This is a genomic window from Gardnerella washingtoni (genome assembly GCF_049262705.1).
GTDB classification, from domain to species: domain Bacteria; phylum Actinomycetota; class Actinomycetes; order Actinomycetales; family Bifidobacteriaceae; genus Bifidobacterium; species Bifidobacterium vaginale_D.
The window spans coordinates 792,368-806,804 of sequence record NZ_CP058398.1 but is presented as its reverse complement, the minus strand read 5'-3'; the positions used below and the strand labels follow the sequence as shown (position 1 = coordinate 806,804).

At 43.6% G+C, this 14,437-nt stretch carries 12 protein-coding genes; 8 read left to right on the top strand and 4 right to left on the bottom strand.

What is annotated here, in order from left to right; translation table 11 throughout:
• Positions 1–185 precede the first annotated feature (185 nt).
• Positions 186–446 (bottom strand): 30S ribosomal protein S20, encoded by a 261-nt coding sequence (rpsT, locus tag HXT28_RS03100; protein ID WP_004127335.1) that lies wholly within the window; start codon positions 444–446, stop codon positions 186–188.
• Between the two features lie 198 nt (positions 447–644).
• On the opposite strand from rpsT, the gene lepA reads away from it, so the two are divergent.
• Genes lepA through HXT28_RS03085 form a run of 3 tightly spaced genes read left to right on the top strand, consistent with a single transcriptional unit; the run spans position 645 to position 4,372 of the window.
• A complete protein-coding gene (gene lepA, locus HXT28_RS03095; RefSeq protein WP_032814752.1) occupies positions 645–2,525 on the top strand; it encodes a translation elongation factor 4 in 1,881 nt (626 codons plus the stop codon).
• Between the two features lie 53 nt (positions 2,526–2,578).
• Positions 2,579–3,859 (top strand): radical SAM family heme chaperone HemW, encoded by a 1,281-nt coding sequence (hemW, locus tag HXT28_RS03090; protein WP_422113696.1) that lies wholly within the window; start codon positions 2,579–2,581, stop codon positions 3,857–3,859.
• 57 nt (positions 3,860–3,916) lie between these two features.
• A complete protein-coding gene (locus HXT28_RS03085) occupies positions 3,917–4,372 on the top strand; it encodes an SLC41A family transporter (RefSeq protein ID WP_422113659.1) in 456 nt (151 codons plus the stop codon).
• 340 nt (positions 4,373–4,712) lie between these two features.
• Here HXT28_RS03085 and HXT28_RS03080 read toward each other — a convergent pair whose 3' ends face one another.
• From HXT28_RS03080 to HXT28_RS03070, 3 genes are all read right to left on the bottom strand, one after another.
• Positions 4,713–5,645, bottom strand: coding sequence for a LysR family transcriptional regulator (locus HXT28_RS03080; protein WP_064347001.1), 933 nt, complete (start codon positions 5,643–5,645; stop codon positions 4,713–4,715).
• 178 nt (positions 5,646–5,823) lie between these two features.
• Complete coding sequence (locus HXT28_RS03075; RefSeq protein WP_064347003.1) at positions 5,824–6,516, bottom strand: HAD family hydrolase; 693 nt, start codon at positions 6,514–6,516, stop codon at positions 5,824–5,826.
• 108 nt (positions 6,517–6,624) lie between these two features.
• On the bottom strand, positions 6,625–7,716 hold the full coding sequence (locus HXT28_RS03070) for an ADP-dependent NAD(P)H-hydrate dehydratase (protein WP_422113658.1): 1,092 nt from the start codon (positions 7,714–7,716) through the stop codon (positions 6,625–6,627).
• A 512-nt stretch (positions 7,717–8,228) separates the two neighbouring features.
• On the opposite strand from HXT28_RS03070, the gene HXT28_RS03065 reads away from it, so the two are divergent.
• The 5 genes from HXT28_RS03065 to thrS all read left to right on the top strand — a co-directional run bounded on the left by HXT28_RS03065 (position 8,229) and on the right by thrS (position 14,357).
• Positions 8,229–9,410, top strand: a complete 1,182-nt coding sequence (locus tag HXT28_RS03065; protein ID WP_422113657.1) for a metal ABC transporter substrate-binding protein — start codon at positions 8,229–8,231, stop codon at positions 9,408–9,410.
• 73 nt (positions 9,411–9,483) lie between these two features.
• Positions 9,484–10,281 carry a metal ABC transporter ATP-binding protein gene (locus HXT28_RS03060; protein ID WP_064347011.1) on the top strand — a complete coding sequence of 266 codons (798 nt, stop codon included), beginning with the start codon at positions 9,484–9,486 and terminating at the stop codon, positions 10,279–10,281.
• Positions 10,281–11,249, top strand: a complete 969-nt coding sequence (locus HXT28_RS03055) for a metal ABC transporter permease (RefSeq protein ID WP_016636674.1) — start codon at positions 10,281–10,283, stop codon at positions 11,247–11,249. The genes HXT28_RS03060 and HXT28_RS03055 overlap by 1 nt, the downstream gene beginning before the upstream one ends.
• The gene (locus HXT28_RS03050) at positions 11,250–12,146 is read left to right on the top strand and encodes a metal ABC transporter permease (RefSeq protein WP_422113656.1); all 897 of its coding nucleotides are present in this window, start codon (positions 11,250–11,252) and stop codon (positions 12,144–12,146) included.
• A gap of 180 nt (positions 12,147–12,326) precedes the next feature.
• Positions 12,327–14,357, top strand: a complete 2,031-nt coding sequence (gene thrS, locus HXT28_RS03045; protein ID WP_016636671.1) for a threonine--tRNA ligase — start codon at positions 12,327–12,329, stop codon at positions 14,355–14,357.
• Positions 14,358–14,437: the final 80 nt, after the last annotated feature.

The window sequence follows — 14,437 nt, the reverse complement described above, 5'->3', positions numbered from 1 at the left end:
TAGCTAACTGAGTTAGTAACAGTGTTGCGTCTGTGGCTTATGCCACAGAATATTCATCAGCTTAGCTTTACACACTTTTGGCCTATAACCCTAATATTGCATATGCTGTAAAAATAATCCCCAGTACCAATTTGGCACTGGGGATTTTCCTTACATGCTGTGTTATGCAGTTACCTGCACAAACTTCACAGAGCGTTAATCGCTACAGCAAGACCGGACTTGCGGTTTGCAGCCTGATTCTTGTGAATCACACCACGACCTGCAGCCTTGTCAAGCTTCTGAGCGGCTACTGCGAAAGCGGCCTGCGCTGCAGCCTTATCACCAGCGGTGATGGCTTCACGAGTTGCACGAATAGCGGTCTTCAAAGCAGACTTCACTGCTACGTTACGCTTATGTGCCTTCTCGTTAGTGAGAACGCGCTTCTTCTGCGACTTAATGTTTGCCACTGTTACTCCAAACGACGTTTGCTATATAAGGACATACAAAGAATAAGCATATCATGCTTCTTGGATAACTTGATTAGTTTTTATTATTTCTCCGGCGTTTACTGTCGTAGAATAGGGTAGTAGAGTTGGTAGGATAGATTACTTGTGTAGCTTGCGCAATTTCATATTGTACGCGTATTTACTAAGGAGATGCTTGCTTTGATTACACCGCATAACCAGCCAGGATTTACGGATCAGTCGTTGATACGCAATTTCTGCATTATTGCGCATATTGATCACGGCAAGTCTACGGTTGCTGATCGCATTTTGCAGCTTTCTGGAATCGTGCCAGAGCGCGAAATGCGCGATCGTTTCCTTGATCGCATGGATATTGAGCAAGAGCGCGGAATTACTATTAAATCTCAGGCTGTTCGAGTGCCATGGACCTTTGAGGGCAAAGAGTATTCGCTTGGCATGATTGACACCCCTGGTCACGTCGATTTTACGTATGAAGTTTCGCGTGCACTAGCAGCATGCGAAGGTGCAGTTTTACTTGTTGACGCAACTCAGGGCATTGAAGCGCAGACTCTTTCCAATCTTTATATGGCAATTGACCACGATTTAACAATTATTCCTGTTCTTAACAAAATCGATTTGCCGAGTGCTGAGCCAGATAAGCATGCTGAAGAAATAGCTGGCTTAATTGGTTGCAAGCCGGAGGATGTGCTGCGCGTTTCGGGTAAAACCGGCGAAGGCGTAAAGGATCTTCTTGACCAAATCGTTCTTGAAGTTCCAGCCCCAAACGGAAATCCTGATGCTCCTGCGCGTGCGCTTATTTTTGATTCCGTCTACGATTCGTATCGCGGAATCGTCACTTATATCCGTATGGTTGATGGCGAACTTAAGTCGCGCGAAAAGCTGCACATGATGGGGATTGGCATGACGCACGATCCTATTGAAATCGGTGTTATTAGCCCAGATATGACTCCAACTAAGGCGCTTGGAGCGGGAGAAGTTGGCTACGTAATTACAGGTGCAAAAGACGTGAGCCAATCTAAAGTTGGCGACACGATTACCAGCGCTGCGAATCCAGCGTCCGAGCCTTTAGATGGCTACCGCGACCCGAAGCCTATGGTTTATGCGGGATTGTTCCCAATCGACAACGCGCAATTCCCAGAACTCCGAGATGCTCTCGACAAGCTCAAACTTAACGACGCTGCTCTTCTTTACGAACCAGAAACGTCGGTTGCATTGGGCTTCGGTTTCCGCTGTGGATTCTTAGGTCTTCTACACATGGAGATTGTTTCCGAGCGCTTAAGCCGTGAGTTTGGCTTGGATCTTATTTCCACTGCTCCTAACGTAACTTACGACGTTACTAGCGAAGATGGTAAAGAGCATCACGTAACAAATCCTAGCGAGTTTCCTGAAGGCAAGATTAAGCGCATTATTGAGCCAATGGTTGCGGCTGATATTATTACGCCGAAAGAGTTTATTGGTGCTGTAATGGATTTGTGCCAAGATCATCGCGGAGAAATGGGCACAATGGAATACATTAGTGCCGACCGCGTGGAAATGCACTACAGAATTCCTCTTGCAGAAATCGTTTTTGACTTCTTCGATCAGCTTAAAAGCCGCACAAAAGGTTACGCTTCTCTCGACTACCACGAAGATGGTGAGCAGGCTGCTGACCTTGTTAAGGTTGATATTCTTATTCAGGGAGATAAGGTTGACGCTTTCAGTGCGATTGTGCATCGCGATAAGGCTTATTCTTACGGTGTTATGATGACGAAGAAGCTTCGCGGCCTTATTCCTCGTCAGCAGTTTGAGATTCCAATTCAAGCTGCAATCGGCTCGCGTATTATTGCTCGCGAAACGATTAGCGCTCTTAGAAAAGACGTGCTTGCTAAGTGCTACGGCGGCGATATTACGCGTAAGCGCAAGCTTCTCGAAAAGCAGAAGGCTGGTAAGAAGCGCATGAAGATGCTTGGACACGTTGAGGTTCCGCAAGAAGCGTTTGTTGCTGCTTTGGCTACAGACGAGAGTGCAAACGATCGCGATACGAAAGATAAGATTCGTGCAGCACAAAAGTCTGAAGGCTGAGGCTTATATTGAATTTTGAATCGAACAAGACCAGTGAAGATTCGCATTCAATCATGCCTTTTGAAGTCTATGTGCACGTGCCGTTTTGCTTGCGTCGTTGCGGTTATTGCGATTTTAACACGTATACGGCTCGCGATTTGGGTGAGGGTGCAAGTCGCGAAGGTTATGCAGATGTTGCGATTCGTGAAATGCGTCTTGTAAAAAAATGGCAGGAATTTCACGGGATTTTCGAGCCTGAAGCGCAATCTGTTTTCTTTGGTGGTGGTACTCCAACAGTTCTTAAAGCACAAGATTTAGTGCGTATTTTGCAAGAAATACGAAACTTGTGGGGATTGAAAACTGGTGCGGAAATTACTACTGAAGCAAACCCAGATACTGCAGACGAGAAGTATATTGAGACGCTTGCAGAAGGCGGATTTACGCGAATATCGTTCGGAATGCAATCGGCTGTGCCGCATGTGCTACAAACGCTTGACCGCACGCATACGCCAGAAAACGTAGAACGCGGAGTTAAAGCGGCGAATGCTTGCGGCTTGCGGTCTAGTGTTGACTTGATTTATGGCGCTCCAGGGGAGAGTTTAGACGATTGGCGAAAGTCAGTAGAAATGGCTTTAAACCTAGGCATTAACCATATTTCTGCATATGCGCTAACGGTAGAGCCGCGCACAAAAATGGGTCGCCAAATCGCTCAAGGTATTATTCATGCTCCAGACGATGATGATGAAGCTCAAAAATACGAAATAGCAGACGAACTTTTTAGTTCTGCTGGCTTAGAATGGTACGAGATTTCTAATTGGGCGCGCCCAGGTTTTGAATCTCAACACAATCTTGGATACTGGCGAAATATTGATTGGGCTGGTATTGGTCCTGGAGCGCACTCGCACTACAATGCTGCGAATCGTATAAGTAAACAAAGCATGGATGATGACGCTTCTTTAGCACATGCAAACGAGTTTTATAATCTTCGCTCATGGGATATTTTGCACCCAAAACGATGGGCGCATGCTATAAATCTTGGAAACGTGCCATGGCAAAACTACGAATGCATAAACGCAGAAGATGCGCTGATAGAAGAAGTCATGCTCGGTCTTCGTCTTAAAGAAGGTCTTAATATTTCGCAATTATGCGAAAAAATGCGCAACAATTGTGGTGAAGAACAAGGCAATTTTGACGATTCTTACTTGCAAAAAGCAATGATTGAAGTAAAAAATGAAGCTCTTGCAAATACGCATGGAGATAGGCTCATAGCAACGCGTAAAGGAAGACTATTAAACGATTTGCTTATTGAAAAAATCGTAGATGCGTGTGAAAACGGCTTGACCGTGCTAAAATAACTCGTAATTGTGTTATAATGCGTAATAGGCGAAAATTCAACGTAGAAAGGAATAGTCATGGCGAACAGGAAAGAGCGTCGTGCTAGGGAAAGGCAAAATCGCAAGGGGATTCCTTCTCAATATGATGAAACAAAAGGTCGCGCTCGCGGCGGCATGCTTGATGAGTATAATTTACAAGAGCGTTCGCGCAGGTTGCAGGAACAGGGTGCTGGTCCTTGGAAGCCGACTTCTAATGTGACGGCTGAAGAAGAGCGTTTAGCACGTAATATTCATCGTGCTGAGACTGGTGATGATACGTGGAATACTGTTCGTAAGGTTGTGGGTGTTTGCTCCTGGACTGTGCTATTGCTTTCTGCATTCGCATTTTTGGTGATTATGTGGTTCCCAAGTCAACCAATAGTGCTTGTTATAACTATTGCAGTGCTGTTTGCTCTGGGCGTTTTTGGTTTGTTCTTTACGCTAGGTAATGCAAAACGTAATCCTCGTCTTGATGAGCATGGTACTGCTCTTTAGAAGTACCTATAGCATAAGAATGTTGTTAATGATGAAGGCGGGTGCTTGCTAAACGAGTACTCGCCTTAGTTGTTTGTGTGTTCCAGGCTGCACTTGCGCATGTTGCACTTACTGCACATTGCACTTACTCATGCCACACTTTCTGCACATTGCGCAATTCTTTTGTGGCTGGTGGTAAGAAAACTTAGAAAGGCTGATTTCAGTTGCGATTGCCCTAGTCACAGTATTATAGAGCGTTCGCCCATCGTTAATAGCAAGTTAGCTTTACTTATCATGAGTCTTCCTTGATGACGTGTTGATAATTCAACATGTCATAAGCTAATAAGTTATAAATTATAAGTTAATTTTGTGAATCAATAAGCGTATAGCCGTGTTTTACAAGCACAGATTTAAGCTGCGCAAGGTAAGCAAGTGAAGCTTTTGAAAGTTTCGTACGTTCGTTAGTAATCCAGCCAACAAGCATAGTGTCATCACATTCAAGCGGAATAGTAACGATTTTCTCGTTGTTTAAATCGCCGTTGTCTATTCCAGTGCAAACAGTGTAACCATTCAACCCAATAATAAAGTTTAAAATAGTAGCTCGGTCAGAAACATTAATTTTTTTTGGTGGACGACTAGGCCACACTGCTTCTTCTGCGAAGAAGAAACTTCCTTCTTCTCCCTGTTCGTATTGAATAAACGGGTATGGCTTTAAATCTTCCAAGCTCAAGCTTTTGCGTACAGCAAGTGGATTATTTCTGGAAAGAAAAACGTGCAATTTTGCTCGGAAAAGTGGGTGGAACTCCAAATGTTTTTCGCGAAGCAGCTTGCCGATCACATCCTTGTTATAGTCAGAAAGATACAAGATACCGAGATCTGCGCGCATATCGCTTACTTGCTTAATAATATTTTTAGTACGCGTTTCACGAATAGAAAACTCATACTCATCGGAATGAATACTACGAATCATATCGACGAATGCTTCAACAGCAAACATGTAGTGTTGTGTTGCAACGCTGCATAATTGTGGGCGAGGCTTCGTACTTTTGTAGCGTTCTTCAAGCAAATCAGCCTGTTCAATGACTTGTCGAGCGTACGTCAAAAATTCGGCACCATCAGCTGTTAACGCAATTCCTTGAGTAGACCTTGTAAAAATCTCAATATTGAGCTCATGCTCAAGCTCTTTTACCGATGAACTTAACGCAGGCTGGGAAATATACAATGCGCGCGCAGCTTCATTCATAGATCCACAATCAACGATTTTTACAATATATTTCAACTGCAATAAAGTCATCTTAAGTATCCTTCACGCGCTAAAAGTTGAGCTCATAGCTAGCAATCACATAACTAACAAACTGTAATAACTGTAATGAATGTAGCAAAAGGTATCGGCATAGTTCGTGCAATACAATAAGAGTCTTTTGAGAGGTAAATTATTCAAGAATTATGTAAATAGTTTATGAGAATTTACACTACAATGAGAGTTGCACGCCTACAGACAGTAAATCTTTACGTGCTTGCTCAGCTGTTGTAAACACAAAAGCATGCATACCAACAGCGTGAGCGCCATCAATATTTACTGGCTTGTCGTCAAAAAACACTGTATGTTCAGCGCGCAACCCGAAACGACTCATAGCAAGCTCAAAAATTTCCGGCTGTGGCTTATGCAAGTGTTCAATTCCAGAAATAATCGTACCTTGCAACAGTGTTGACAGTTCCGGGAATTTGCGAAGTGCTAATGGGAAAGTTTCACTTGACCAATTTGTTAACCCCCATACGCCGTATCCAGCTTTACGCAGGTCACGCAATAAATCAACCATTCCAGGCATCATGCGAGTCAAAACTTGATCATAATGTGCGCAATACCAGCGGAAGGCTTCAGCAAATTCACTGCCAAAACGATGCTCATACTCAGGCATAAGATCGTTCAACAGTTCTCCACCGTCCATTCGATCCTCAAACTCGTAGAATCCTGCTAAATCATCCTTTCCAAAACTGCCGTTAGGGCAAATCGTATCAACTAAATTCGGGAACTGTTGTTGCAAACAATTGCGGCAATTCCACTCAAGTAGTACTCGGCAATAATCGAACATAACGTCGTGAATTTCAACACTTGGTGTATCAGTCATAAGTATTCCTTCCTCTATGCTGCAGTATTTGCGCATTTGTTGTTACGTGCATGTTGCATATTTCATGCATATTATTTTTTATTTTTATTATCACTCATTGTTACGTACGTATTTGAGTATTTGCGTATCTACATATTTACATGCTTACTTAAGGTTGATAAGCATGCCGAAAACATGGGGTAGTGCGGTAATAACGTCGCTTGCCACAATCGGATGTTCAAACATAAGTGGCTTTTCAGTTTTTACCATACTTTGCATAATCTGTGTGCAATTATTGTCGCTACAACTGTAAGATGCCAAAATTGCAGCAATGCCGTGAATTACTGCCGCGCTTGCTGCAACAAGTGCGTAGTTTGCGCAATGTGCTGTTTGTTGTGCAAGTAAAGCACCGAGAATACCAGCAAGAACATCTCCAGATCCTGCAGTTGCAAGCCAAGTTGGACCGTATTGAGCAACATATATTGGCATATGGAGATTGCTTGGCGAGGCAACAACCGTTTTTGCACCTTTAAGAAGTACTGTTGCTCCCGTAAGATTTGCTGCTTCTTGAGCATAGTGCACTGGATTGCTAGCTATTTGCTGCGCATTTATTGCTAATCCGTATTGTTGAAAAACAGAGCACAATTCTCCTGTGTGTGGCGTTACAACTACTTTTGTGCAAACTTTTTTTGGCAGTAAATCTAATGCTCCAGCATCTACGCAGATTGGTGGAAGTGCATTTGTGGATTCTGTGTTAGTAGCGTATTTTGCTAGTATTTCCGAAATATAATCTCGTTGAGCTTTGGTTTCATCGGTATTGCAATGAGTGGCATCGGGTATTCCAGAGCCGACAGTTATAGCCTGAACTGTTCCTTCTAATCGTTCACATACAACTGTTTCTGGTGCTGATTGAAGCACAAGATTTTGTGCGCGTAAAGGACCTGCGTAACGAACCATGCCAATATTGCTGTACTCTGCTGCTCGGGTGCTGAGTATTGCGGCTCCAGGATACTCTTGAGAACCGGTTACTATGCCAAGAACGCCTCTAGAATACTTGTTGTATTCAGAGCGTGGTGTGCGAAGACATGTTGCAGCAAGATGTGTATCTACAAGAACTTCATTGGAATCGTGGCAAGTATGGGAATTGTTGAAACTTTGGTGAGTGCTGAAACTTTGGTGAGTGCTGAAATCACTGGCATTACTGGCATCGTTGGAATTGTGTGAATTGTATTTCAACAAAGGCATGTCGTCAATCATACCGTTTAGTTTAATAGGCGTGCGTTATATCTCTTAATTGTCCCTGAACAACTCTCAATATTGCTTAAGCATTTGTTTGATTATATAAACATATGTCTTATTTTAATCTGTAAAGTTTTGAAAATTTTTGTAATTTTTTGTTATTCTGCGCAATGGGGGTGTTGCGGCGTGTTGCAGCGTGTTTTAGTGAACAATATGCAGTATTTCATATTTGTTGAAACATTATAATCATGTTCATTATTTTGTTGATATATTGCCATTTTTTACGACAAATTACAGCGAAAATACACGACTCTTATTTTGAAAATGTGCATTATATCAGACAAAAAATTTACGAAACGCATTTTTGTAAAAATAATCGCGTTTTTTCGTATTTTTCATTGACCGACGTGCATATTTTTCATATGCTATAAGCGTTATTGCGAATGATTATTTTTTTCATGAACAACTTTCATGAGACCTCCTGCAATCAAGCCATGCAATAACAGTAAAGATTCCCGAAAGGAACAAGTGTGAAAACTTCACGAATTTTCGCAACTGCCGCTGCGGTTGCACTGTTAGCTACTTCTATGAGCGCTTGCGGCTCTGCTAAAACTGCAGAAAATAATGCAAAAGGAAATCAAGTAAACGTAGTGGCAACAACAACGCAAATTTGCGATTACGTAACTCAAATCGCGTCAACTGCGGACGCAAATTCTGGTTTAAGTCTTAATAAAACCGATTCCCAGGGTAAAAAGTCTGTAATTGGTGCTCCAGCAAACAAAGCAAAGTCAATAATTAACTTAACCTGCCTACTTGCGCCGAACGCTTCTGCTCATGAGCACGAAATGACTCCAGCACAATCCAAAGCTCTCTCCAAAGCTGATTTAATGCTTGTTTCCGGTGTTGATCTTGAACACTTCTTGGATCAAGCAGTAAAGGCTACTGGTTTCAAAGGCACGATGGGTGTTACCTCCGGCATTCTCACTGCTGATGAAATCAAGGATCCAAAAGCAGAATTAGCTAAAGAAAAGAATCTTCCATACAAGGTTGACCGCGGTATTGCCAAGGTTCATGCTGAAAAGTGGCCATTCCCTCCAGAAGAAGGCGAAAAGGAGCCTGAGTTCCAGTACGATCCGCATATTTGGACTAGCACGAAGAACACCATGATTCAGGTGAAGAATATTGGTGCATTCTTAGGCAAAGCCCTTCCTGCAAGCAAGACGATTTTCGATGAGCATGTTGAAAAGTTCGTTAAAGCTTTGACTGATTTGGACGCTTGGGCCACTGAAGCTTTGAACAGTGTGCCACAGGAGCATCGCGTTCTCTTCACTTCTCACGACGCATTTGGTTACTTCTCTCGCGACTACAATGTAAAGTTCATCGGTGCAGCACTTTCTGACTTCAACAGCCAGCAGGATGCCACCGCTGACCATATTAAGAAGGCTGCTGAAGACGTTAAGAAGTCTGGTGCTGTAGCGCTCTTCGCAGAAAATTCTAATAATTCCAAGTCAATTAAGGCTGTGGCTGCCGCTGCAGGCGTTAAGGCTATTATTGGTGATGATGCACTTTATGGTGATTCCTTAGGGCCAGTTGGTTCTGCTGGTGAAACTTACATTGGCTCTATTGTTCACAATGTTCAGACTCTTGTGAAGGCTTGGGATGGTAAAGTTCCAGCTCTTCCGGAATCTGTAAAAGCTGCACTGAAAAAGTAGTAATAAAGCTACATGTGCAATATAAATAAACACTAAAAAGACTGGAAATATAGTGAATAAGAGCGTCCTTGCAATGGAAAATTGCAACCTAGCCTACGGTTATAAAACGGTAGTAACTGGGCTTAACGGCAGTGTAGAAGCTGGGGAAGCTTTGGCTTTAATTGGTCCAAATGGTTCTGGAAAAACTACGTTTTTGCAAGCTATTATTGGTATTGTGCGCGTAAGTGGTGGCGAACTGCGCATGCCAAAAACCTTGTCTATTGGTTATGTGCCGCAGCAAGTGGATTTAGATTTAACTTTTCCAATTACTGCTCGGCAAGTCGTAGCAATGGGCTTAAGCAGAAAAACTGGATTCCTTGGTTTGCTGAAAAAAGATCAGAAAAAAGCCGTTGAGGACGCTCTTCATCATGTTGGATTATTGCATCGCGCAGATGTGCGATTTGGTGATCTTTCTGGCGGTCAGCGTCAGCGCATTCTTCTTGCGCGCGCCATTGTTGCACATCCTACGCTTATTTTGCTTGACGAGCCTTTTAATGGTCTTGACGAGCCGAATCGTCGTGAACTTCTTCATATTATGAAAGCAGCGAAGCAAGAGGGTATAGCTTTCGTTGTTTCTACTCACGATTTGGTAATAGCAGATGCGATTTGCGAAAAAGCGTTGCTTTTGGCAGGGCATCAGGTTGCGTTTGGTCCGCTGAGAGAAGTGATGACGAAAGAAAATATTACTTGCGCTTACGGTGGCAGTATGCCTGCTGCATCTGCTGGTCTTACGCTTTCACAAATGGCTGATGTGGATACTCGGGTGAATGTTCAAGCGGAAACTCGATCAAATGTTCAAGAAAATAATCAAGCAAAAGAAAGTCAAGAATAATGCTTGCTGGATTAGTTGAGTCGTTAAGGCAAGCGTTGGAACCAATTCCAGGTTTTGATTTTATTGCTTCTGCGCCTTATATTTTTCGACCGTTTTGCTTACTAATAGTGCTTTCTATAGCTAGCGGAATTGTCGGTGTATTCGTAAACTTGCGATGTGCTGAATTTAATGCAGAAGCTATTGTTCATGGCATTTTCCCCGGAATAGTGGTCGGAGCTTTGTATGGTGGCATTGATCACATTATTCCAGGTGCTGCAATTTGTGCCGTATTCTTAGTTGCGGCGTTGGTATGGGCATCGCGGTCGGCGCGTATTAACGAATCTGTTATTGCTACAGTGCTTACCACTTTTTTCGCATTGGGCGTAGTAATTTCTTTGAAAAAAGGTGATATGTCTGGGCAGCTTGAATCGCTTATGTTTGGTAGGCTTCTTGATGTTACTGACGAACGCATGACTCAAGCTATGTGGATCTGCCTATTTGCAATTATTGTGCTATTAGCAACTTGGAAGCAGCAGATTATTGTTGCTTTTGACCGTGCAAGTGCGCCGCTGATGGGTGCTCGTACGCTGTTAGTAGATATTGTGCTCAATGTTGGTATTGCAGCAGTTGTAGTCTCTGCGTCTTCTGCAGTCGGTGTACTGCTTGTTATTGGATACCTTGTGATTCCTGGTGCTAGTGCGCGATTAGTTGCTCGCACCGTGGGACGAATGGTTGCGGTTGGTATTGCGGTTGGTATTGCTGGCGTTGTGCTTGGTATGTATGTTATGAATCTTGATTTGGATCATCCTGTTTCTCCTCAAGCAGCAATCGCTTTAAGCATGTGCGCAATGTTTATAGTTGTGCTCATACTCCGTTGGTGTATACAATTTGTTTCCTCAATAATTCCAGCACATAAATCGCATAAAGTGCGTGAATCGCATGAAGTACATAAACTGCATGAATCAATCTTAGAAAAGCGGGGAGCTTAAATGGTAAGTATTTGGCAAATTATTGCACTCCCTATAGTTGAAGCAGTAGTGGTTGGTGCTTTATGTGGTTTTGTTGGTTCTCTTGCTCTTCTTAATCAGCGCATATTCTTTACAGAATCCATTACGCACGCAGCTTTCCCAGGAGCTGTTCTTGGTGTAGTATGCACGTCGATGTATACGATTGATCAGAATGTGCTTTCCTTAGGCTTATTTATTGGTGCAGCTCTTGCATGCGTAGTACTTTCTTTCGTCATGTACGCGCTTTCGCATATTAAAGGTATTTCTTCGCAAGCTGCAGCTGGAATTACGCTTACTGTCGGTTTTGCTAGTGGATACTTTTTAAATAAGTGGTTTGCTCCACTGCCTTTACGTATTGAAGGATTTTTAACTGGCTCTTTGCTTAATTGCACTCCTGCAGACGTGATTTCAGCATCTGTTGCTTTTCTACTAGTTCTCGAATTGTGGGTTTTTAACGCAGCTAATCTTGTGCACTGCTCATTTGACCCGATTAATTATCGTGCAGCTGGCGGAAAATCTGGTTTTATACAAGGTATGGTTCTTGCACTGATTATTGTTACTGTTTCTGTTATTATTCCAGCAGTTGGAACCGTTGTTTCTGTATCTCTTATTGCTGCTCCTGCGGCTGCACTCAAGGGAAGAATTGCCTCTATTAATAAATTTGTGCTAGCATGCGTAATTTCATCTGTTTTGATAGCGCTCACAGGATTAGCGTTTGCTGTAATACTCAAGCTTTCTGCAGGCGGCACTATTGCGATTGTTGCTGGTGCTTTCTTCTTAATAGTTAAGATTAGTGAAAGTATTTTTATAACAATTCATGATTTTTCATCAAGATGGCATGTACGTCGAGGAAAAGTAGCTGAAAACGCTCTTGAGTAAACGAGTCTTAAAAGTCGCTCTGTTGTCCTAAAGTATCAATGAATTGTGCGTGAAAAATGCGTGCAATTGACGTCGTTTTTGCGCGTTTTATTGATTGTTTCATCGCGTAAGTTTTATCGGCGCCACGCAAGTCCAGGTCTGCACATTAGTAACGCAAGACCCCGATAGAAAAGGACAATTATGGCTGAAAATACCATCTCCATCACTGTAAACGAGGAACGCAAGGAGGTGGATGCAAGCTTCACTGGCGTTGAACTTTTCGCGGAAGATAAAAATATTATTGCCGTGCGTTTAAATGGCGAGTTGCGTGATTTGTACACGCCTCTTCATGACGGCGATACCGTGGAATCAGTAGCACTTGATAGTGAAGATGGCATCGCAATCATGCGTCATTCCGCTACTCACGTGATGGCTCAAGCTGTTCAAGAAATTCGACCAGACGCAAAGTTAGGCGTAGGTCCTGTAATTAAAGACGGCTTCTACTATGATTTCGATGTTGATACTCCATTTACGCCAGACGATTTGAAGCAAATCGAAAAGCATATGCAGCGCATTATTAAAGAGTCTCAAAGCTTCCGTCGCCGCGTTGTAACAGAAGATGAAGCGCGCGAAGAAGAAGCGAATCAACCTTATAAGTTGGAGTTGATTGGGGATAAGGAAGCTGCTCTTGATCCGGCTGCTGCTGGTGAAATTAGCAAGCATGAGCTTAGCATGTACGACAATGTGGATCGCGAAGGAAATAAGGTTTGGAGCGATTTGTGCCGCGGACCTCATTTGCCAAATACGCGTTATATTAAGGCTTTTAAGCTTGAGCGTGTGGCTGCAGCCTACTGGCGTGGTTCTGAGCAGAATCCTATGCTTCAGCGCATTTACGGCACTGCATGGCCTAGCAAGGAAGAGCTTAAAGCTTATACAACTCGCATGGAAGAGGCTGCTAAGCGCGACCACCGCAAGCTCGGTCAAGAGATGGATTTGTTCTCCTTCCCAGACGAGATTGGCCCAGGCTTGGCAGTGTTCCATCCAAAGGGTGCTGCAATTATTAACGCAATGGAAGATTATTCGCGCGAGCAGCACCGCAAGCATCACTACAGCTTCGTACAAACCCCGCATATTACTAAGGGCGGCTTGTATGAGACTTCCGGCCACTTGCAGTGGTATAAGGATGGCATGTATCCTCCAATGAAGCTTGACGAAGAGCGTGACGAAGACGGTAACGTAACTCGCCAAGGTGCTGACTACTACTTGAAGCCAATGAACTGCCCAATGCATAACTTAATCTTCAAGTCTCGCCAGCGTTCTTATCGTGAGCTTCCTTTGCGCTTGTTCGAGTTTGGTACTGTGTATCGCTACGAGAAGTCTGGCGTTGTGCATGGCTTAACTCGCGTGCGCGGATTGACTCAGGATGATTCGCACATTTATTGCACTCGCGAGCAAATGCGCGATGAGTTGAAGAGCTTGCTTAATTTTGTGCTTGGTCTTCTTAAAGATTTTGGTTTGAACGACTTCTACTTGGAGCTTTCCACTAAGGATGAGCACAAGTTTGTTGGTTCCGACGAGATTTGGGAAGAAGCAACTAATACTTTGGCTGAGGTTGCTAAAGAGTCTGGTTTGGAACTCGTGGACGATCCAGGTGGAGCTGCATTCTACGGGCCGAAGATTTCTGTGCAAGCTCGCGACGCAATCGGTCGCACTTGGCAGGTTTCTACTATTCAGCTTGACTTCAACTTGCCTGAGCGTTTTAAGTTGGAGTACATTGCGGCTGACGGTAGCCACCAGCGTCCGGTGATGATTCACCGCGCACTCTTCGGCTCTATTGAGCGCTTCTTCGCTATTTTGCTTGAGCACTATGCAGGCGCATTCCCAGCATGGTTAGCTCCAGTTCAAGTAACTGGCGTTCCTGTTGCGGACGAGTTTGCTCCACACTTGCAAAAGTTTATTAGTGATTTGGAAGAGAACATGGTTCGTTGCGAAATGGACAGCTCCGACGATCGCTTTGGCAAGAAGATTCGTAACGCTTCTAAGTCTAAGGTGCCTTTCACTTTGATTGCTGGTGAAGAGGATGTGAACAACAATGCTGTGAGCTTCCGCTTCCGCGATGGCAGCCAGTTGAACGGTGTTCCTGTTGCACAAGCTAAAGAGTGGATTTTGTCCATTATTAAGCAGCGCGTGCAAGTGAATACTGCAGAAGATTTCGAGCGTTACACTAAGTGATTGAAGTTAGCTAATTTAAACGCTAACGTAAGTTTCGGTGTAAGCTGAATCTTAACGAGCAAAAGCCCACACTTCTTAAC